Source organism: Microbacterium sp. RURRCA19A, from assembly GCF_900156455.1.
Lineage (GTDB): Bacteria > Actinomycetota > Actinomycetes > Actinomycetales > Microbacteriaceae > Microbacterium.
Window position 1 is genome coordinate 155,438 of record NZ_FTNQ01000002.1, and the last position, 19,732, is coordinate 175,169.

Annotated in this window: 17 protein-coding genes; 14 read left to right on the forward strand and 3 right to left on the reverse strand. The window is 72.2% G+C overall.

Annotated elements, in window-relative coordinates:
- Positions 1-27 precede the first annotated feature (27 nt).
- From BW982_RS08700 to BW982_RS08720, 5 genes are all read left to right on the forward strand, one after another.
- Entirely contained in the window at positions 28-1,401 is a 1,374-nt protein-coding gene (locus BW982_RS08700) for a M20/M25/M40 family metallo-hydrolase (protein ID WP_254845561.1), read from the forward strand.
- 308 nt (positions 1,402-1,709) lie between these two features.
- Positions 1,710-2,777, forward strand: a complete 1,068-nt coding sequence (locus BW982_RS08705; RefSeq protein ID WP_076492289.1) for an amino acid ABC transporter permease — start codon at positions 1,710-1,712, stop codon at positions 2,775-2,777.
- On the forward strand, positions 2,774-3,562 hold the full coding sequence (locus BW982_RS08710) for an amino acid ABC transporter ATP-binding protein (RefSeq protein ID WP_076492292.1): 789 nt from the start codon (positions 2,774-2,776) through the stop codon (positions 3,560-3,562). The genes BW982_RS08705 and BW982_RS08710 overlap by 4 nt, the downstream gene beginning before the upstream one ends.
- Before the next feature lie 105 nt (positions 3,563-3,667).
- The gene (locus BW982_RS08715; protein WP_076492295.1) at positions 3,668-4,663 is read left to right on the forward strand and encodes an ABC transporter substrate-binding protein; all 996 of its coding nucleotides are present in this window, start codon (positions 3,668-3,670) and stop codon (positions 4,661-4,663) included.
- Between the two features lie 67 nt (positions 4,664-4,730).
- A complete protein-coding gene (locus tag BW982_RS08720) occupies positions 4,731-5,273 on the forward strand; it encodes a GNAT family N-acetyltransferase (protein ID WP_076492297.1) in 543 nt (180 codons plus the stop codon).
- Positions 5,274-5,360: 87 nt separating this feature from the next.
- On the opposite strand, the gene BW982_RS08725 is transcribed toward BW982_RS08720, so the two are convergent.
- Complete coding sequence (locus BW982_RS08725) at positions 5,361-6,455, reverse strand: FAD-dependent oxidoreductase (RefSeq protein ID WP_076493596.1); 1,095 nt, start codon at positions 6,453-6,455, stop codon at positions 5,361-5,363.
- A 280-nt stretch (positions 6,456-6,735) separates the two neighbouring features.
- Between BW982_RS08725 and BW982_RS08730 the strand changes: the two genes are divergently transcribed.
- The 5 genes from BW982_RS08730 (at position 6,736) to BW982_RS08750 (ending at position 13,015) form a co-directional block, all read left to right on the forward strand.
- Positions 6,736-7,452: a GNAT family N-acetyltransferase gene (locus tag BW982_RS08730; RefSeq protein WP_076492299.1), complete on the forward strand. Its 717-nt coding sequence runs from the start codon at positions 6,736-6,738 to the stop codon at positions 7,450-7,452.
- On the forward strand, positions 7,449-8,474 hold the full coding sequence (locus BW982_RS08735; protein WP_076492302.1) for an LLM class flavin-dependent oxidoreductase: 1,026 nt from the start codon (positions 7,449-7,451) through the stop codon (positions 8,472-8,474). Before BW982_RS08730 ends, BW982_RS08735 begins: the two co-directional genes overlap by 4 nt.
- 100 nt (positions 8,475-8,574) lie before the next feature.
- Positions 8,575-9,780, forward strand: a complete 1,206-nt coding sequence (locus BW982_RS08740; protein WP_076492305.1) for an LLM class flavin-dependent oxidoreductase — start codon at positions 8,575-8,577, stop codon at positions 9,778-9,780.
- Complete coding sequence (locus BW982_RS08745) at positions 9,777-11,129, forward strand: NtaA/DmoA family FMN-dependent monooxygenase (RefSeq protein WP_076492307.1); 1,353 nt, start codon at positions 9,777-9,779, stop codon at positions 11,127-11,129. Before BW982_RS08740 ends, BW982_RS08745 begins: the two co-directional genes overlap by 4 nt.
- The gene (locus tag BW982_RS08750; protein WP_076492309.1) at positions 11,126-13,015 is read left to right on the forward strand and encodes an FAD/NAD(P)-binding protein; all 1,890 of its coding nucleotides are present in this window, start codon (positions 11,126-11,128) and stop codon (positions 13,013-13,015) included. Before BW982_RS08745 ends, BW982_RS08750 begins: the two co-directional genes overlap by 4 nt.
- A 37-nt stretch (positions 13,016-13,052) precedes the next feature.
- Here the strand turns inward: BW982_RS08750 and BW982_RS08755 are convergent, their stop codons facing one another.
- Complete coding sequence (locus BW982_RS08755; RefSeq protein ID WP_076492311.1) at positions 13,053-14,075, reverse strand: methylenetetrahydrofolate reductase C-terminal domain-containing protein; 1,023 nt, start codon at positions 14,073-14,075, stop codon at positions 13,053-13,055.
- A 106-nt stretch (positions 14,076-14,181) separates the two neighbouring features.
- Between BW982_RS08755 and BW982_RS08760 the strand changes: the two genes are divergently transcribed.
- Genes BW982_RS08760 through BW982_RS08775 form a run of 4 tightly spaced genes read left to right on the forward strand, consistent with a single transcriptional unit; the run spans position 14,182 to position 18,628 of the window.
- Positions 14,182-14,796, forward strand: a complete 615-nt coding sequence (locus BW982_RS08760; protein WP_076492314.1) for a pyridoxine/pyridoxamine 5'-phosphate oxidase — start codon at positions 14,182-14,184, stop codon at positions 14,794-14,796.
- A 3-nt stretch (positions 14,797-14,799) separates the two neighbouring features.
- Complete coding sequence (locus BW982_RS08765; protein WP_076492317.1) at positions 14,800-15,624, forward strand: FAD binding domain-containing protein; 825 nt, start codon at positions 14,800-14,802, stop codon at positions 15,622-15,624.
- Positions 15,621-15,893, forward strand: coding sequence for a hypothetical protein (locus tag BW982_RS08770; RefSeq protein WP_076492320.1), 273 nt, complete (start codon positions 15,621-15,623; stop codon positions 15,891-15,893). Before BW982_RS08765 ends, BW982_RS08770 begins: the two co-directional genes overlap by 4 nt.
- Positions 15,890-18,628: a molybdopterin-dependent oxidoreductase gene (locus BW982_RS08775; protein ID WP_076492323.1), complete on the forward strand. Its 2,739-nt coding sequence runs from the start codon at positions 15,890-15,892 to the stop codon at positions 18,626-18,628. The genes BW982_RS08770 and BW982_RS08775 overlap by 4 nt, the downstream gene beginning before the upstream one ends.
- Positions 18,629-18,836: 208 nt before the next feature.
- Here BW982_RS08775 and BW982_RS08780 read toward each other — a convergent pair whose 3' ends face one another.
- Entirely contained in the window at positions 18,837-19,691 is an 855-nt protein-coding gene (locus BW982_RS08780) for a PhzF family phenazine biosynthesis protein (protein ID WP_076492326.1), read from the reverse strand.
- Positions 19,692-19,732: the final 41 nt, after the last annotated feature.

Below are 19,732 nucleotides of genomic sequence, written 5' to 3' on the forward strand. Positions count from 1 at the left end.
ACCGAGGGAGGCGACGGACATTCGGGCATGACTACCGTGGGCGGAGCATCCCTCACGCCGACCTGGAGCCGCATGTCCACCGACGATCGCGCCGTGTCCGACCTCGAGACCGAGGCGCTCGACTTCGTTCGCGCGCTGATCCGCATCGACAGCGTCAACACAGGCGATCCGGCCACCATCGGCGACGGTGAGACCCGCGCGGCACTGTTCGTCCAGGAGCGTCTGCGCGAGGTCGGGTACGAGACGCACTTCGTCGAGCCGTGGCCGGGACGCGCGAGCGTGGTCGCGCGCCTCCCGGGGTCGGATCCGGATGCCGGTGCCCTCGTCGCCCACGCTCACCTCGACGTCGTCCCGGTCGACGAGACCGACTGGACGCATCCGCCCTTCGGTGCGGAGATCCACGACGGGATGCTGTACGGCCGCGGCGCGGTCGACATGAAGAACTTCGCGGGGATGCTGCTCGCGATCGCGCGGGCGTTCCGCCGCGACGGGGTGACCCCGCGGCGCGACCTCATCTTCGCGTTCTTCGCCGACGAGGAGGCGGGGGGCGTCTGGGGCGCACGCTGGATCGTGCAGAACCGCCCCGAACTGTTCGCCGGCGCCACCGAAGCGATCAGCGAGGTCGGCGGCTTCTCGCTGCCCCTTCCGGACGACCGCCGCGCGTATCTCGTCGCCACGGCCGAGAAGGGCGTCACGACGGCGACACTGACGGCGAGAGGTCACGCCGCGCACGGCTCGCGGCCCACCGACGACAACGCGGTCGTGCGCCTCGCCCGCGCGGTCGTCGCGGTCGGAGCGCACCGGTTCCCGATCGTCCGCACGGCGACTCTGGAGCGGTTCCTCGAGGTCTACGGTCGCGCGAGCGGCCGGCCGTTCGACGGCGACGACCTCGACGTCGACCTGCAACGCCTCGGTTTCGCGGCATCGGTGATCGGCGCGGGGACGCGCAACACCGCCTCGCCGACCGTTCTCACCGCCGGCGGGAAGGCGAACGTCATCCCCGCGACGGCGAGCGCCACGCTCGACGTCCGGGTCCTGCCGGGCCAGGGCGAGGCGGTGCGCACCCAGCTGGCCGAGGTCGTCGGCGACGACATCGCGGTCGCCTGGGCCCGTGACATCCCGGCTATCGAGTCCCCCGTCGATGCGCGCCTGTTGGACGTCCTACAGGATGCCATCACCGCCGAGGACCCCGGCGCGACCGTCGTGCCGTTCCTGCTCCCGGCCAGCACCGACAACAAGCACCTCGCCCGCCTCGGCATCCGTGGCTACGGCTTCGTCCCGCTCCGCGTGCCGGCCGACTTCGACGTGTTCGGCCAGTTCCACGCCGCGGACGAGCGCGTGCCTGTGGATGCCGTGCACTTCGGCGCCCGCGTGACGGCGCGCATCCTTCGCGACGCCTGACCCGGGCCTCCCCCGGGCCGAACTCCGGAGAGATCGGATCCGCCCGTGCGCATTCGCCCCGGATGAGGGCCGACGAGCGCGATTCTCCGGAGTTCGGCACGGCCCTCCGGGCGCCCCCACCGGGCTCACACCGCATAGCGGCGCGCGCCCCGCGCGTCCAGCGTGTTACGGCCCGTTGCTTCCGGTTTCGGCGCATGGCGGACCGTGTCGACGCGTGAATGCGCGCCTCGCGGGGCGCTCACGGGCGGTCGTACCGTGACCCTCACCCAGCGACGCCCCGCGTCGTTCCGGAGTCCCGAGGAGCACACATGACCACCACCGCGCCGGCGCCCGCCGCCCGCACCGACACCGCACCCGCGACCGGCAGGATCGATCTCGGCACGGTCGCCGTGGTTCCCACGCGCCACTGGTGGCGGTGGATCCTCAGCGGCCTGCTGCTGTTCGTCGTCGCGCAGTTCGCCTGGAACCTCGTCACGAACGACCGCTTCATGTGGGACACGTTCGCGCAGTACTTCTTCTCGGAACCCGTCCTCATCGGTATCGGGTACACGCTCGAGCTGACGGCGATCTCGGCCGCGGTCGGCTTCCTGCTGGGGACGCTCATCGCCCTCGGGCGGCTGTCGCGGTCGCCGCTGGTCAGCTCGCTGGCGTGGGGCTACATCTGGTTCTTCCGTTCGGTGCCCCTCGTCGTGCAGATCATCGTCTGGTACAACCTCGGATACCTCTACCCGACGCTCGGGCTGGGAACGCCCTTCACCACCGACTTCTGGATCGTGGAGTTCCCCACGGTGCAGCTGATCAGCGCGTTCGCCGCGGCGATCCTGGGGCTGGGACTCCACCAGGCGGCCTACTCCGCTGAGATCATCCGCGGCGGACTCATCTCGGTCGACCCGGGCCAGTACGAGGCGGCCGCAGCGCTCGGCATCCCCGCTTCCCGCCGCCTGTTCCGCATCATCCTTCCCCAGGCGATGCGCTCGATCGTCCCGAACGCCACCAACGAGGTGATCGGGCTCGTCAAGGGTGCTTCGGTCGTGTTCGTCATCGCCATCCCCGAGCTGTTCTACGCCGCGCAGGTCATCTACAACCGGAACAGCCGCGTCATCCCGCTGCTGCTGGTCGCGGTGGTCTGGTACGCGATCATCACCACGATCCTGAGCGTCGGGCAGTACTACATCGAGCGGTACTACGCCCGGGGATCCGCGCGGGCACTGCCGCCGACGCCACTGCAGCGCGCCCGGAGCTGGATCGCGCTGCAGTGGGCGCGGCTCGGAGACGGGCCCGTCCCACCCCCGGGCGGATCGGATGCCGCACCCGTGGCATCCGTCCGGCCCACCTCGAACGGCAATGACACCACGTTCGGAGGAACGGGCGCATGAGCACCACGACGGAGGCCCCCACGCGCGGGCTCATCGAGATCCACAACGTCCACAAGAGCTTCCACGGCGTCGAGGTGCTCAAGGGCATCGACCTGACGATTCACCCGGGCGAGGTCGTGGCGCTCCTCGGCCCGAGCGGTTCGGGGAAGTCGACGCTGCTGCGCACGATCAACCACCTCGAGACGGTGGATGCCGGGTCGGTGACGGTGGACGACGAGTTCATCGGCTACGAGTTGCGGGGCGGCAAGCTGCACGAGCTGCGCGAGCGGGAGATCCTGCAGCGTCGCACGCAGGTGGGCATCGTGTTCCAGAACTTCCACCTGTTCCCCCACCTCACGGCCCTCGAGAACATCACCGAGGCGCCGCTCGCACTGAGGCGGCTCACCAAGGGCGACGCGCGGGATCTGGCGTTGAGCCTGCTCGATCGCGTGGGCCTCTCCGACAAGGCCGACGCCTACCCGCGGCAACTTTCCGGCGGTCAGCAGCAGCGCGTCGCGATCGCCCGCGCGCTCGCCCTGACGCCGAAGGTGCTGCTGTTCGACGAGCCGACGAGCGCGCTCGACCCCGAACTCGTCGGCGAAGTGCTCGACGTCATCCGCGATCTGGCGAAGTTCGGGACGACGCTCGTCATCGTCACGCACGAGATCGGCTTCGCCCGCGAGGTCGCCGACCGGGTCGTCTTCCTCGACCAGGGGCGGGTCGTCGAGCAGGGCACGCCCGCCGAAGTCCTGACTCACCCGAAGCACCCTCGCACGCGGGAGTTCCTCGCGAAGGTCCTGGGCTGAGCCGAACCCCGCCCGAGACGGCGCCGCCGTCGCCCCCGGTCACCCGTACGTCCTGGCGCCACCCGTCGCCGCGGCACCCCCACCCGCACCACAAGGAGTCACAGCATGGCACTCAGTAAGAAGCAGGGCATCGCGATCGGTGTGATCGCCGCGGCGGTCGTCGCCGTCGCCGGCGTCGGAATCGCGATCGGCCTCAACCGCCCGGCCGAGGCGGCCGCCGCACCCGAGCCCTCCGCATCGGCATCCGCGTCGACCGGCGAGATCGAATGGGTCCACACCGATCCCGTGCCCGCGGCCGTCGCGGCGCTCAAGGCGAGCGGCTTCACCCCCATCACCCCCGGCAAGCTGACCGTCGCCATCGGCGCGTTCGTCCCGCCGCTGAGCTACCAGCCCGACGGCACGACCGCGGCGAGCGACGTGGCCGGCACCGAGCCGAACATCGGCGCCCTCATCGCGGAAGGTCTGGGCCTGGAGTACAACCCCGTCGTCGTGGCGTGGGCGGACTGGCCGCTCGGCATCCAGTCCGGCAAGTACGACCTGATCACCTCGAACGTCACCGTGACGGAGGAGCGCAAGGAGCTGTACGACTTCGCGAGCTACCGCCAGGACGTGCTCGGGTTCTACGTGCGCTCGGACAGCAAGATCGCGAAGATCGAGACGTCCGCCGACATCTCGGGTCTGAAGGTCATCGTCGGCTCGGGCACCAACCAGGAGAAGGTCCTGCTCGCCTGGAACAAGGAGCTCACCGACGCCGGCAAGGCCCCGGCCGAGCTCCAGTATTACGACGACAACGCCGCCGCGACGCTGGCGCTGCAGTCCGGTCGTGCCGACGCCAACTTCGGCCCCAACGCCACCTCGGCGTGGGCCGCGAAGGAGACCGGTGAGACCAAGCTCGTCGGCCTCATCCCCGGCGGATGGCCGCTCCAGGCCGACATCGCCGCGGGCACGAAGAAAGGCAACGGCCTGATCGAGCCCGTGAACATCGTGCTCAACGCACTCATCGAGGACGGGAAGTACGCCGACCTCCTCAAGGTCTGGAACCTCGACTCCGAGGGGATCACGTCCTCCGAGATCAACCCGCCGGGACTCCCCAAGTCCTGAGCCCACGCGCGGCCCGGTCCCCACGGACCGGGCCGCGTCGCGTTCCCCCGCCGGAAGAATGGATGCCATGACCACCCCGCTCCCCGCCGATTCGGACGCACGTCCCGACGGTGCCCTGACGATCCGGCTCGTGACCCCGGGCGAGTACGCCGAGGCCGGTGGCGTCACGGCGGAGGCCTACCGCCACAGCTACGACGGTCTCACCGAGGCGTATCTCGCCTCTCTCGCCGATGTCGCGGGCCGTGTCGCCGAGGGGGACGTGTGGGTGGCCGTCGACCCCGACGGAACGATCCTCGGCACGGTGTGGGTGCCCCGGCCCGGCGAGCGGTTATCGGAGCTCGCGCAGGACGGCGAGCTCGACTTCCGGCAGCTCGCGGTCGCCCCCGCGGCGCGCGGACGCGGCGTCGGCGCAGCCCTCACCCGGCACGTCATCGACCTCGCCCGCGCACGCGGCGCGGGCCGCATCGTGATGAACAGCGGGCCGGAGATGACCGGTGCGCACGCGCTGTACCTGAAGCTCGGTTTCCGGCGACTGACCGAGCGCGAGCACCCGATCGAGGTGGAGCCGGGGCACTGGATCGACCTGCGCGCCTTCGGGCTGGATCTCTGACCCGCGTGTCGCCGAAGACGCGCGCGAGTCGCCCCGACGTGTCGCCTCGAACGACCTGCAGGCGACAAGCTATGGCGACGCGCGCGGCTACGACGCCAACGCCGCCAGCGTGCGACCGACCACCGGCGTGAACTTGAAGCCGTGTCCCGAGAACCCGGCGCCGATGACGATCGGCCCCACGCGTTCGAGCACGAATCGGGCGTCGACCGTCGAGGTGTAGGTGCACGTGATCTCGGCGAAGGCCTCGGCATCCACGCCCGGCAACCACTCGCGGGCGTACCGCACCAGCGCGCCGGTCAGCCGCGGGTCCGGGACGAAGCTGCGGTGATCCGGGTCGACCTCCGGACCCGCTGCATGCCACCCGGCCTTGACGCCCTCTCCCGGTGTCAGCATGCCGTAGACCGGCGCCGCGAACCACGATGTCGCGGGATCGTCGGCATCGCGGTGGTGGTTGAACCCCGGCCATGCCGCGGCGGGATCGTACGGTCGGAAGTGCGCCGGCTGCTCCTGGGTGACCCGCAGCGCGGGCAGGGTGACCCCCCGGACCCCCGCGAGCGTCTTGGCCGTCCACGCCCCCGCCGTGCTGACGAGGCGCCGGGCGCGCACGCGGCGCGGGCCCCCAGCATCCGTCACGGTGAAGCGGACGTCGTCGTCGCCATGCACGACCACGTCGGCCACGGCCGTGCGCCAGGACAGGTGCGCTCCGGATGCCACGGCCCCGGCGAGGAACGCGGACACCGCGGCGTCGGCATCCAGGCGTCCCGCACCGGGGGTGTGGAGGACGTCGGTCGCGAAGCGGAAGCCGGGCCACCGTGCGGCCGCCGACACCGGGTCGACGACGTCGGCGTCGAACCCGCCCGCCGCGATGGCCGCCGCAGCCGCCGCGGCGTCGAATGCCGGACCGTGCGTGACGATGCCCGTGGTCTCGAGGAGGCGCGTGCCCGACGCCCGCTCGAGCTCGCGCCAGAGCACGCGCGCGTCGCGCAGCCACGTGAGGTACTCGGGCTGGGGGTAGGCGACGTTGAAGTTGCGGGACGCTCCGTGCGAGGCACCGCGGACGTGCCCCGGTTCGAACTGCTCGAACACCGCCACGTCGCGTCCCGCACGGGCCAGATGCCACGCGGTCGCGGAACCCATGGCGCCGGCTCCGACCACGGCGATGTCGATCTTCTCCTCGCTCATGCGCGGACCCTCCGCGCCGCCGTCATCGGGACGGGATGCCGGTGCCACCGCGTCCATTCACGGAAGAAGGCGTCTCGGTCGGTCATCGGCGGGGCCTTCCGTCCAGGTCGATGGCGCCGCGCGGGCGGCATCCCTTCCAGGATGAGGCCGAGGCCGCGCGACGTGTCGCCGAGCGTCACAGACCGACGCCGGACTTCACGCATCGTCACATGAGCCCGCGCCGGTTGCGAACCGCGGCTCTCGGCTTGCACGCGCGGCACGAGCGGCGCACAGTGGGCCGGTGACCTCCTCCGCAACCGTCGACGTTCCCCACGCCGACGCCACCGTCCTCGACAACGCCGCCTGGCATTCGCTGGCCGGCCCGCACGCCTCTTTCGCGATCGGCGGCGACCTCGTGCGCCGCTATCCCGGCGACGTCGCCCCGTTCGTCGCGGTGCGCACGTGGGACGAGCCCGGAGTCTGGGATGCGTTGCGCGAGCTCGTCGGGCCGGGGGCCGAGGTGGGCCTGTCGGGATATGAGGGCGGATTCCCCGAGGGGTGGGAGTACCTCGGCGGCGGCGAGGGCGTGCAGCTGGTCGAGACCGACGCCCTGCGTCCTCGTCCCGACGAGGAGGCGATCGAGCTCGGGGCCGACGACGCGGCGGACATGCTCGCGATCGTCGACCGGAATCAACCCGGCCCCTTCCGGCCCCGCACGTACGAGCTCGGTCGGTACATCGGCATCCGTCGCGACGGGCGACTGATCGCGATGGCGGGGGAGCGCCTCCACCCCACCGGCTGGACCGAGATCAGCGCTGTCTCGGTGGATGCCGATCACCGCCGCCAGGGCCTCGCCTCGCGGCTGGTGCTCGACGTCGCCTTCCACATCCAGGCGCGCGGCGAGCGGGCGATGCTCCACGCGGCCGCCTCGAACGTCGGAGCGATCGCCGCCTACGAGCGCCTCGGATTCGCGCTGCGCCGCCGGAACCAGTTCAGCGCCGTCCGGACGCCGGCATGACGCGCGCGCTCCGCTCCCTCGGCTTCCTGACCATCGGGTTGTTCGACCGCGACGACCCGCGCGCGGGCCACGAGGCGACCCTCGCGATCATCGAGCGCGCCGAACGCCTCGGGTTCGACAGTGCGTGGCTGCGCGACCGGCACCTGCAGTACGGCATCTCGTCGCCCGTGGCCGTGCTCGCCGCGGCGTCGCAGCGGACGAGCCGCATCCGGCTGGGAACCGCCGTGATCCCGCTGGGCTACGAGAACCCGTTCCGCCTCGCGGAAGACCTCGCGACCGTTGACGTTCTCAGCGGTGGGCGGCTGGAGCCGGGCTTCTCGGTCGGCCCGCCGCGCCGTCTCGACGAGATCGCAGCGGCGTTGTACCCCGACACCGCCGCACACGAGGAGTTCGGCTACGAACGGCTCGCCCGCCTCCGCCGATTCCTGGCCGGGGAGCGCATCAGCCCCTTCGCCGGCTGCGAGGGCATCGAGGAGTACTCGGAGCGGATCGAACCGCACTCCCGGGGCCTCGCCGACCGGCTCTGGTACGGCGCCGGGAGCCCGGCATCCACCGTCTGGGCGGCCGAGAACGGCTTCCACCTGCTCACCAGCAGCGTGATCCAGTCCGTCGATACGACCGACTTCGACACCGAGCAGCACACGCAGATCCGGCTGTACCGCGACACGCATCCCGAGGGCGAGTCCGCCCGGGTGTCGCAGGGTCTCGTCGTCATCCCGACCGACTCCGCCACACGCGAGCAACGCGCACGCTACGCGGCCTACGCGGAGGCGCGGAGCGCTCGCGTCGGCATCCCGCAGGGGCCGCGCGGGCTGCTCTTCGCCGCGGACATCGTGGGCACCTCCGACGAGATCGCCGACCGCCTGCGATCCTCGGCAGCCTTCCCCGAGGTCGACGAAGTCGCCTTCGCGCTGCCCTTCGACTTCGCACCCGACGACTACGCGCAGATCCTCGAAGACATCGCCGGGCGACTCGCGCCCCTGCTCGGGTGGAGCCCGGCACCGCATTCGGTCGTCACATGACGCCTCGCGGCGCTGCGTTACGGAACGTGTTGTGCCCCCACCGAGCCGACGGCACAGTGGGCCTCTCGGCGGGCCGTTCCCGCCCCGGAGGGAGAGCACGATGCCCGAACGAATCCACCTCGCCGTCGCCCTGGACGGCGCCGGATGGCACCCCGCCGCCTGGCGCGAGCCCACGGCACGGCCGACGGAGCTGACCTCCGCGCGCTACTGGCGCGACCTCGCGCGCGTCGCGGACAGCGGCGGCATCCTGTTCGCGACCTTCGAAGACGCGCTGAGCCTGGGCGGTCGTTCCTTCGATCCGGATGCCGAGACCCGGCGCGACCGCGTCCGCGGCCGGCTCGACGCGGTGCTCGTGGCCTCCTTCCTCGCCCCGACCACCGACCGCCTCGGACTGATCCCCACCGTCACCACCGCCCACCCCGAACCGTTCCACCTCGCAACCGGGCTGCAGACCCTCGACCACGTCAGCCGCGGCCGCGCGGGGGCGCGCATCGTCGCCGGATCGTCGCCGCAGGAACGGGCGAACTTCGGTCGCCGCGCCGACGGACCCGCCGGGCTTCCGGCATCCGGCCGTGTCGAGGACGACCCCGCGCTGCTTGCGGCCTTCCGCGAGGCGGGCGAGGTCGTCGAGGCCATCCGGCGGTTGGCCGACTCGTGGGAGGACGACGCGATCGTCCGCGACCTCGAGACCGGGAAGTTCCTGGACCGCGAGCGCGTCCACCGCGTCGACTTCGACGGGGAGTTCTTCTCCCTCACGGGTGCCTCGATCGTTCCCCGGTCGCCGCAAGGACAGCCGCTCATCACCGCCCTCGCGCACCAGACGGTGCCCTACCGCTTCGCCGCCGAGCACGCCGACGTCGCGTTCATCACGCCCGCCGACGCCTCCGCCGTCGGCGGCATCCTGGACGAGCTCGCGGATGCCGCGGCGTCCGTCCGCACCGACGAGCAGCGGCTGCGGGTGTTCGCCGACCTGCTCGTCCTCGTCGAGGACACACCCGCCGCGGCGGCGGCGGCCTGGCGGCGCCTCGAGGACGCCGACCCGCTCGCCACCGACGCCCGCGTCGTCGTCGGCACCGCGGACGACGTCGTCGAAGAGATCCGCGCCCTCCGCGACGCCGACGTCGACGGCGTGCGCCTGCGGCCCGCGCGCCTGCCCGCCGACCTCACAGTGATCGCGGACCGGGTGGTCCCCCGCGCGGCGGCCGCCGGCATCCTGTCACCCGACGATGGGGTGCCCACCCTACGGGAGCGCCTCGGACTCCCGCGGCTCGCCAGCCGCTTCGCCCGTCAGGAGGTCGGCGCATGACCCGCCGCCAGATCCACCTCGCCGCCCACTTCCCCGGCGTGAACAACACCACCGTGTGGACAGACCCCGAGTCCGGCAGCCAGATCGACTTCTCGTCGTTCGAGCACTTCGCCCGGAACGCCGAGCGCGGCTTCTTCGACTACATCTTCCTGGCCGAGGGGCTGCGGCTGCGCGAGCACCGCGGCCGCCTCCACGACCTCGACGTCGCGGGTCGGCCGAACACGCTCGCGATCCTCTCGGCCCTGGCGGCGGTGACGGAGCACGTCGGACTCGTCGGCACGCTCTCCACGACCTTCAACGAGCCGTACGAACTCGCCCGCCAGCTCGGCACGCTCGACCTGCTGTCGGGCGGGCGAGCCGGGTGGAACGCCGTGACCAGCTCGGATGCGTTCCACGGCGCGAACTTCCGCCGCGGCGGGTACCTCGACCACGCCGACCGCTACGCGCGGGCCTCGGAATTCGCGGCGCTGTCGAAGGCGCTGTGGTCGTCGTGGCATCCCGACGCGATCGTCGCGGATGCCGACGCGGGCGAGTTCCTCCGCGAGGACGCGATCGCCCGGGTACGGCACTCCTCGCGCCTGTTCGATGTCGACGCCGTCTTCGACGTCCCCCAGTCTCCGCAAGGACGCCCCGTCATCGTGCAGGCGGGGGACTCCGCCGACGGCCGCGACTTCGCGACCGCGCACGCCGACGTGATCTTCTCGCTGCACACCGAGTTCGAGGATGCGCAGCAGTTCTACCGCGACGTGAAGGGGCGGCTGGCGGCGCACGGCCGCACCGAGGACTCGCTGAAGATCCTGCCCGCGGCGACCTTCGTGCTCGGCGACACCGCCGACGAGGCGCGCGAGCGCTCGCGGGAGATCGCCCTCGCCCAGGTGCGGCCGCAGACCGCCATCACCTACCTCGAGCAGATCTGGAACCGCGACTTCAGCGACTACGACGCCGACGGCCCCCTGCCCGACGTCGAGCCCGACACCGGGACCGAGACGGCACAGGGCTTCGCCGGACGTCACGCCGCGATCCGCGCCCGCATCGACCAGCTCCGCGCGCTCGCGGCGGAGGAGAAGCTGAGCATCCGGGAGCTGGTGATCCGTCTGACCGCGAAGCACACCTTCGTCGGGACGCCGGAGCACGTGGCATCCGAGATCGATCGGTACGTCCAGGAGCGGGCGACCGACGGGTTCACGGTCGTGGGACACCTCACCCCGCACGGACTCGACGAGTTCACCGATCGGGTCGTGCCGCTCCTCCAGGAACGCGGGTCCTACCGCCGATCCTACGAAGACGGCGCGACCCTGCACGACCTTCTCGGCCTGCCTCCGGTGGCCGCCCCGATCGGCGCACGATGACCTCGCGCACCGTCCGCCTGGTGATCATCGGCGCCGGCCCCCGGGCCGTGATGCTCGTGGAACGCCTTCTCGCGCGGAGGACCCGCCAGGATCCGCCGCTGCAGGTCACCCTCGTCGACCCGTTTCCGCCCGGCGCCGGCCGCATCTGGCGGCGCGATCAGTCGCCGTTGCTGAAGCTCAACTCGATGGCGCGCGACGTCACCGTCTTCACCGACGAGACGTGCACGATCTCCGGACCCGTCCGCTCGGGGCCGTCCCTGATCGAGTGGGCGGAACGCGTCCGCGACGACACGCTACCCGACGTCGAGATCGACGATCCCGCACTGCTCGCCGAGGTCCGATCGCTCCGCGGCGACAGCTTCCCCACTCGTCGACTGCAGAGCCTGTACCTCGACTGGTTCTGGCGCCGCACCGTCGCCATCGCCCCGCCGGGTGTCGACGTGCACTGGCATCCCGGAAGCGTCCACTGGGTGGACGACACGCCCGACGGGTGGGACGTCGCGCTCGCCGACGGAACGCGTCTGGTCGCGGACACCGTCGTCTACGCGCTCGGCCACAACGGCCGCGAGCCCGACGGCGAAACCCTGGAGCTGCTCGACGCGGCCGCGCAGGCGGGCCTCTCGTACGTCGAGCCGACGTTCACCGCCGACGCCGACCTGAGCGCGCTCGCCCCCGGGCAGGACGTCATCGTGCGGGGCATGGGGCTGGCATCGGTGGATGCCGTTGTGCTGCTGGCCGAGGGCCGGGGCGGGCGCTTCGTGCGAGACGCGGACGGGCTGCTGCGCTACGTCGCCTCCGGTCGGGAGCCCCGCCTCCACCTCGGTTCCCGTCGCGGAGTGCCGTACCGCTCGAAGGTGTCGTCGCAGCTGCAGGGCGACCCGCCCGCGCTCGAGATCCTGACGCGTCCGACGGTCGCCGGGCTGCTGGCCCGCCCGGGCACGATCGACTTCCTCGACGACGTCTGGCCGCTCATCGCGCGCGAGCTCGTGTGGGGTCACTACCGTGAGCTGTTCACCGGGCACCCCGACCGGGTGACGACGACGTGGGAGGAGTTCCGCGAGACCCTCCGTCGCATCGACGGCGATGTCGCCGCCCTCCGGGCCGCCGTCGCCGAGGTCGTGCCCGACCCGCTCGACCGGTTCGACGTCGTCTCCCTCGACGTCCCGCTCGCCGGGGAGACGTTCCCCGACGCGCAGGCCGTGCACGACCGCGTCCGGCAGCACATCGTGGAAGACCTCCAGCTGCGGACGACGCAGGAGCGGAGCACCGCCCAGGCGCTGTTCCTGACGATCCTGGGATCGTTCCTCGCCCTCGCCGACATCCCGACTTCGCGGTGGAGCGCGCGCTCACGCGCGGTCGATCTGCCCGTGACGTGGCACACCTTCTTCAGCTATGTCGCGTCAGGGCCGCCGGCCCACCGTCTCGAGGAGCTGCTCGCGCTCGCCGACGCCGGCGTGGTGCGGTTCCTCGGTCCCGACGTCGCGGTGCACGTCGACCCGGCGCGTGGCTTCGTGGCATCCTCTCCGCACGTGGAGGTCGACGCGCGAGTGCTCCTCGACGCGTGGCTCCCCTCGCCGAGCGCGGCCTTCAGCGACAACCCCGCCCTGCGCGAGCTCGCATCGCGGCACGGGAGAGAGGTGCACGTCGCCGACGAGCGCTTCGCGGGCTCGCTCGGACGCATCGATGTCGACCCGGACGGCAGGGTCGTCTCCCGCGACGGGCACCCGCACGCCACCCTGTTCGCCCTCGGCCCCTTCACGGCGGGAACCGAGGCGGGCGCCTTCACGCGTCCGCGGTCGGATTCCCTGGCGCTGCGCCAGACCGACCGTGTGGCGGGAGCGCTGGCGCTTGCATTGTCCTCCGAGGTCGCCGCCGTCGCACGCTGAGCCGGGCGGGGTGCGGTCGGCCCGGCGCACCCCCGCGTCAGCGCAGCCGCCGGGCGATCTCCGCTTGCGCTTCGGCGAACGACTCCTCGCCGCCGTCGCGACCGCCCGACAGGTTCACGCCGACCACGCCCGGCAGCGCGAGCAGCTCTTCGGCGAGCGCCACGGCGAGCGCGATGCCCTCCGCGCGGGGGTCCCTCGCCGACCGCACCCGCTCCAGGAACCCGTCCGGCAGCACGAGCGTCGTGAACGACTCGAGCACGTCGGCCGAGGCGTGATCCACGACGACCGGCACGCACGGGATGTACGACACCGGCGCCGCGACGGCGTCGATGAACCGCCGCACGGGTTCCGCTCCCCCGGCGTGGTTCACGAAGCAGACGTCGGCGCCGGCGTGCAGCTTCTCGCGGAGCCGCGCGTCCCGTCGGTCCACCGGCGGCGCGGCGGGTGAGGCCGCCACCGACACGACGTGCCCCGCGGCACGGGCCAGGGCGGCGGCCTCGGTCGAGTCGAGGTCGAACACGGGTGCGGCATCGGGCCGGTCCCCCGTGCGGGTGTGGTCGCCGGTGACGCAGTGCACCCCGGCCACCCCCTCGACGGCCAGGGCCGCCAGCTCCCCCTCGATGGCCACGCGGTTGCGGTCGCGCATGTTGAGCCCGGTCCACACCCGCAGCCCCGCGCGCTGCAGCAGGTGGGCACGGTAGGCCGGGGGGAACTGCACCCGGGCGGTTCCCGCGTCGCCGGCGAGGACGGCATCCACCTCTCCCGCCAACACCGCGGCGCAGGAGTCGATGGATGCCACACTCAGCGCGCGCGCCGGGAGGTCGGCCACGACCCACGGGCGCGTGCCGAGCGAGGCCAGGGTCTCCGTCGCGGCGGCGGTGCGCGGGCCGGGGTCCACGAGGGTCGCCCGGTCGATGCCCGTCCAGGGCACCGTCCCCCGCGGGAGGAACGCGCAGGAGTGCGAAGCGTCGATCTCGCACGATCCGTCGAAGCCGACGCCTCCGCACGGGCCGTATTCCATGCGCTTGGGGCACGCGTCCAGCAGAGGGAGCACCGTCATGCCCGGAGTGTACGAATCCTGTGTTTCGGCGAATGTTCATGGCGGCAACATCTCCGAAACGCACGATGCCTACGCTCAGCGATGACACTGCAACCCGGAGGTGGCCATGATCACGGCAGGTACCACGTTCGGTTCCGACCTCGACGAGACCGACACCCTCGTCGCCGACCCGCTGGCGCTGATGGTGCGGTGGCTGCCGCCGCACGACAGCGAGCTGCGCCCGCTCGCCGCGCTGTCGACGATCGGGCGCGACGGACTGCCCTCCCTCCGTCACGTGCTCGTGAGCGATCGGGATGCCACGGGCCTCTACTTCCACACCGACGCCGCCAGCGCGAAGGTCACCGAGATCGCCGCCAACCCGGTCGCGGCGATGGCGGTCGCGTGGCCCGAGGTGGGTCGGCAGCTCGTCGTCCGTGGGATCGTCGAGCGCGTCAGCGCGCGCGAGGCCGCCGCCGTGTACGCGCAGCGGTCGCGCTATCTGCAGCTGCTCGCCTGGATGAACACGCTCGACAACGCGCAGCTCCCCGCCGACGAACGCCGGCGTGTGTGGGCCGAGTTCGACTCCACGCACCCGCTCCTCGACCCGCCGCAGCGCTGGGTCGGTTTCCGGCTGCGTCCGCTCACCCTGACGTTCTGGCGCGGCGACCCCGCCGGACAGAGCACGCGTCAGCACTACCGACTCGCCGACGGAGCGTGGTCGGGCGAGATCCTGGCGGGCTGACGCGTGGACATCACCACCGTCACCTCGTACCGCGCCGCCCGCACCCGGGCGGACCTCGCGCTCGCGCCCGGCGAGGTCGTCATGGCCGGGGGCACGTGGATCATGAGCGAACCGCAGCCGCACACCACGGGACTCGTCGATCTCACCACCCTCGGCTGGCCCGATGTCGAGGTCTCCGACGAGGGTCTCCGCATCGGCGCGACCTGCACCATCGCGCGGCTGCTGGCGTGGGCGGAGCGCGAGGCGCCCGCGGACTGGACGTCGCTCGCGCTCGCGCGTCCGTCCGCCGACGCGCTGCTGGCGTCGTTCAAGATCTGGAACACCGCCACGGTCGGCGGCAACGTGTGTCAGGCGTTCGCGGCGGGGGCGATGATCGCTTTCCTCTCGACCCTGGATGCCACGGCCCTGGTGTGGACGCCCGAGGGCGGCGAGCGACGAATCGCCGTCGCCGACCTCGTCATCGACAACGCCGAGACCTCGCTCGCGCCGGGCGAGGTGCTGCGCGCGCTGGACATCCCGCGGCGCGCGCTCACCTCGCGCGTCGGGCTGCAGAAGATCGCCCTGGCCGAGCTCGGCCGCTCCGGCGCGGTGGTCACGGCCCGCGTCGATCCGGACGGATCGTCCGTGTTCGTCGTCACCGCCGCGGTGCGTCGACCGCGCGTGCTGCGGTTCGCGCGGATCCCCGGGGCCGGAGAGCTGCGGGATGCCGTGGCATCCGCGACCGATTTCTACACCGATCCGCTCGGGAGCGCCGACTGGCGGCGCGGGGTGAGCGTGGTGCTCGCCGAGCGGTTGCGCGCAGGGTTCGTGCGCGAGGCCGCCGCATGAGCGACCGGTTCCTCGCGGTGGTCCCGCGCTCCGTCGTCCCGCGCGGGAGCGCCCCTGGGGCCACGGTCGCGCGGGCGGTGGTTCCGCGGGCCACGGTCGCGCGTGCGGCGGTCGCGCGGGCCGTCGTCCCGCGGGCCGTCGTCCCGGGCTCCGGAGGGTTCCGCGGCGCGGCGGACGCTGCGCTCCCCCACCCCGCACTTCGGGCCGAATTCTCCGGAGCGCGGCACGGGCGTCGCTCGCCACAGGTTCAGCAGGAGGACACCGAGTGAAGTTCCAGGTCAACGGGTCCGCCGTCGAGGCCGACCCGCGACCGGGTCAGTGCGCGCGCACGCTGCTGCGCGAGCACGGCCATGTCGAGGTGAAGAAGGGATGCGACGCGGGTGACTGCGGCGCGTGCTCTGTGCTCATCGACGGGCAGCCGACGCACTCGTGCATCGTTCCGGCCGTGCGGCTCGAGGGACGGTCGATCACGACCGCGGCCGGTCTCGCCCCGGGCGACGAGCTGCACCCGGTACAGGAGGCGCTGGCATCCGGGTTCGGGTTCCAGTGCGGTTTCTGCACCCCGGGGATGAGCGTCACGGCATCCACGCTGTGCGAGAGCGACCTCGACGACCTCGACCGCCGCATGAAGGGCAACCTGTGCCGGTGCACCGGGTATCGCCCGATCCGCGAGGCGATCCGGGAGTCCGTGCTCGGCCCCGTCCGCGAGACGGGACCGGCGACCGGCCGCGTCGGCACTTCGGTCGCCCCCGAGGCCGCCCGCCGCATCGTGCAGGGCAAGGAGCCCTTCACCTTCGACGAGCCCGTCCCGGGCGGCCCGCCCCTCGTGCTGCGCGTCGTGACCTCACCCCACGCGCACGCGCTGATCACCTCGATCGACACGGCCGCCGCGCTCGCCCTCCCCGGCGTCGTCGCGGTCTTCACCCACCTCGACGTGCCCGACACCCTCTACTCGACGGGCCGTCACGAACACCGCACCGACGATCCCGACGACACCCGGATGCTCGACGACGTCGTGCGCCACGTCGGCCAGCGGGTCGCGGCCGTGGTCGCCGAGACGGCGGAGGCGGCGGATGCCGGCTGCCGCGCGGTCCGCGTCGTCTACGACCTGCTCCCCGCGGTCTTCGACCCCGAGGAGGCGCGTCGGCCGGGCGCGCCCCTGCTGCACCCCGACCGCACGCCCGACGAGCGGGTGATGGATGCCGGACGCAACGTCGTCGCCGGCTTCCACACCGGCCACGGCGGCGACATCGACGCAGCCCTCGCCGCGAGCCACGTCACCGTCACGGGTGAATGGACCTCGTCGAGGGTCACCCATGCGGCCCTCGAGACGCACGGCGCGGTGGGATGGCTCGACGACGACGGGCGTCTCGTCATCCGCTCCTCGACCCAGGTGCCCTTCCTCGCGCGTAACGAGCTCGCCCACATCTTCGGCCTCGAGCGCGATCGCATCCGCGTGTTCGCGACCCGGGTCGGCGGCGGATTCGGCGGCAAGCAGGAGCTGTTCACGGAAGACCTCACGGCCCTGGCCGTGCTGAAGCTCGGCCGCCCGGTGGCGTACGAGTTCTCCCGCACCGACCAGTTCGTGCGGGCGTCGCTCCGGCATCCGATGCGCGTGCGCACCACCCTGGGAGCGGATGCCGAGGGCCGCCTGACCGCGATGAAGCTCGACGTGCTCAGCGACACCGGCGCGTACGGCAACCACGCGATCGGCGTGCTGTTCCACTCGTGCGCCGAGTCGACGACGCTGTACCGGGTGCCCACGAAATGGATCGACGCGGAGGCGGTCTACACGAACAACCCGCCGTCGGGGGCGTTCCGCGGGTACGGGCTGGGGCAGGTCGTGTTCGCGGTCGAATCGGCGATGGACGCCCTCGCCGAAGAACTCGACATCGACCCGTTCGACCTGCGACGCATCAACGCGGTGAAGGAGGGCGACCCCCTCCACCCCGATGAGGACGAGAAGTACGAGGAAGACCTGATCTGGGGCAGTTACGGCCTCGACCAGTGCCTCGATCTCGCGCAGGACGCACTGCGCCGCGGCAACGGCGTCGAGGCGCCGACGGGCTGGGCGGTCGGCGAGGGCATGGCCGCGGCGATGATCGCGACGATGGCCCCGCGCGGGCACATCGCGCACACGACCGCGACCCTGCGTCCGGACGGCACGTTCCTGCTGCGCGTAGGCACCGCCGAGTTCGGCAACGGCACCTCGACCGTGCACCGGCAGATCGCGGCGACAGTCCTCGACGTGCCGCAGGACCGGCTCGAACTGTGGGCCGCCGACACCGACGCCGTCCGTCACGACACCGGCGCGTTCGCCTCGGCGGGAACGACGGTCGCCGGCAAGGCGCTCCACGTCGCCTGCACCGTCCTGCGGCGGCGCATGGTCGAGATCGCCGTGCAGCTGGCCGGTGGCGATGTCGTGTCGGCGGAGGTCGTGGCATCCGGGGTCCTGGCCGGAGACGAGCTCGTCTCGTGGGATCGGATCGTGGATGCCGCGCCCGCCACGCTGCGCGACGAACACGGCCTCACCGCCGACGGCGCCGAGTTCGGCGACCTGCGCTCGCTCGCGTTCAACGTGCACGCCGTGCGGGTCGCCGTGGATCCCGAGACGGGGACCGTGAAGGTGCTGCAGTCGATCCAGACCGCTGATGCCGGCGTCGTCATCAACCCGGCGCAGTGCCGCGGGCAGATCGAGGGCGGGGCCGCGCAGGCCCTCGGCGGCGCGCTGTACGAAGAGGTGCTGCTCGAGGACGGCGTGGTGCAGAACCCGGTGTTCCGCACGTACCGCGTGCCGCAGTTCGCCGACGTGCCCGACACCGAGGTGTACTTCGCCGAGACCGACGATGCGCTGGGTCCGTTCGGTGCGAAGTCGATGAGCGAATCGCCGTACAACCCGGTGGGCGCGGCGATCGGCAACGCCGTCTCGCGCGCCCTCGGCCGCCGCGGCTACGCACTGCCGTTCTCGCGCGACCGCGTGTGGAGGCTCGCCGGCGGGGAGTGAGGCGCGGCGGTGCTCCCCTCGTCCCACTTCTGACGGTGCATGTCCCACTTATGGCTGCCTAGTCAGGCCGCAGCCAGCGAAAAGTGGGACATAGGTTGAGGGGCGCCGAGGCACCGCCCCCTTGTCCCACTTCTCGCGATGCATGTCCCACTTTTCGCCGCCGGAGAACAGTCCAGCCAGCCAAAGTTGGGACATACTGCGGCGGAAGCTACCCCTCCAGCGGCACGGCCGTGCCGGACACCCGGATGCCACCGACCGGCGGCGCGTCCACCTCGAGGATGCTCGGCCGACCGATGTGCCGCCCCTGGTGCACGGTGACGTGGAACGGCGTCGGCATGCCGAGCCGGTCGCGGAGGTACGCGCCGAGCGCGGCGGCCGCGGAGCCCGTGGCCGGATCTTCCGTGATGTCGCCGACAGGGAACAGGTTGCGGGCCTCGACGATCGCGCCGTCGGCGATGTCGCCCGCCGCGTGCACCACCGTGACGGTTCCCGTCCACCCGCGCTCGGCCATCAGCTCCCGCATCGCGTCCGGGTCGAACCCGAACCCGTCGAAGCGCTCGAGCGACCGGACGGCGACCACCGGATGCCAGTTCCCTGCGAACGCCTCGGCGAGCGGCATCCGCGGGTCGAGGTCGTCGGCGTCGAGCCCGAGCAGCGCGAGCAAGGGCGCCGGGTCGTCGAAGTCGCGGACCGTCGGCTCAACGCTCGTGAAGCCCGCCGCGATCCGGCCGCCCTCGTCGCGCGCCGAGACCTCGACGTCGCCCGCGGCGGTCTCGAACACGAACTCCCCCGGCCCCGCGGACTCAGCGAGGGCGACCGCCGTCGCGATCGTCGCGTGTCCGCAGAACGGCACCTCGGCCTCGGGCGAGAAGTACCGCACCCGCAGCCGCTCGCCGTCGCGCGCGGTGACGTACGCCGTCTCGGGATACCCCAGTTCAGCGGCGATCTGGAGCATGTCGGCATCGTCGAGGGTCGTGGCATCCAGGACCACTCCGGCGGGATTTCCGCCCCCGGGTTCCGCGGCGAAAGCGAGCAGGTGCAGGATGCCAGGGGCTTCGGTCATGCGTCGATTCTTCCGGCCGCGGTGCGGGGCGTCGCGGGCCA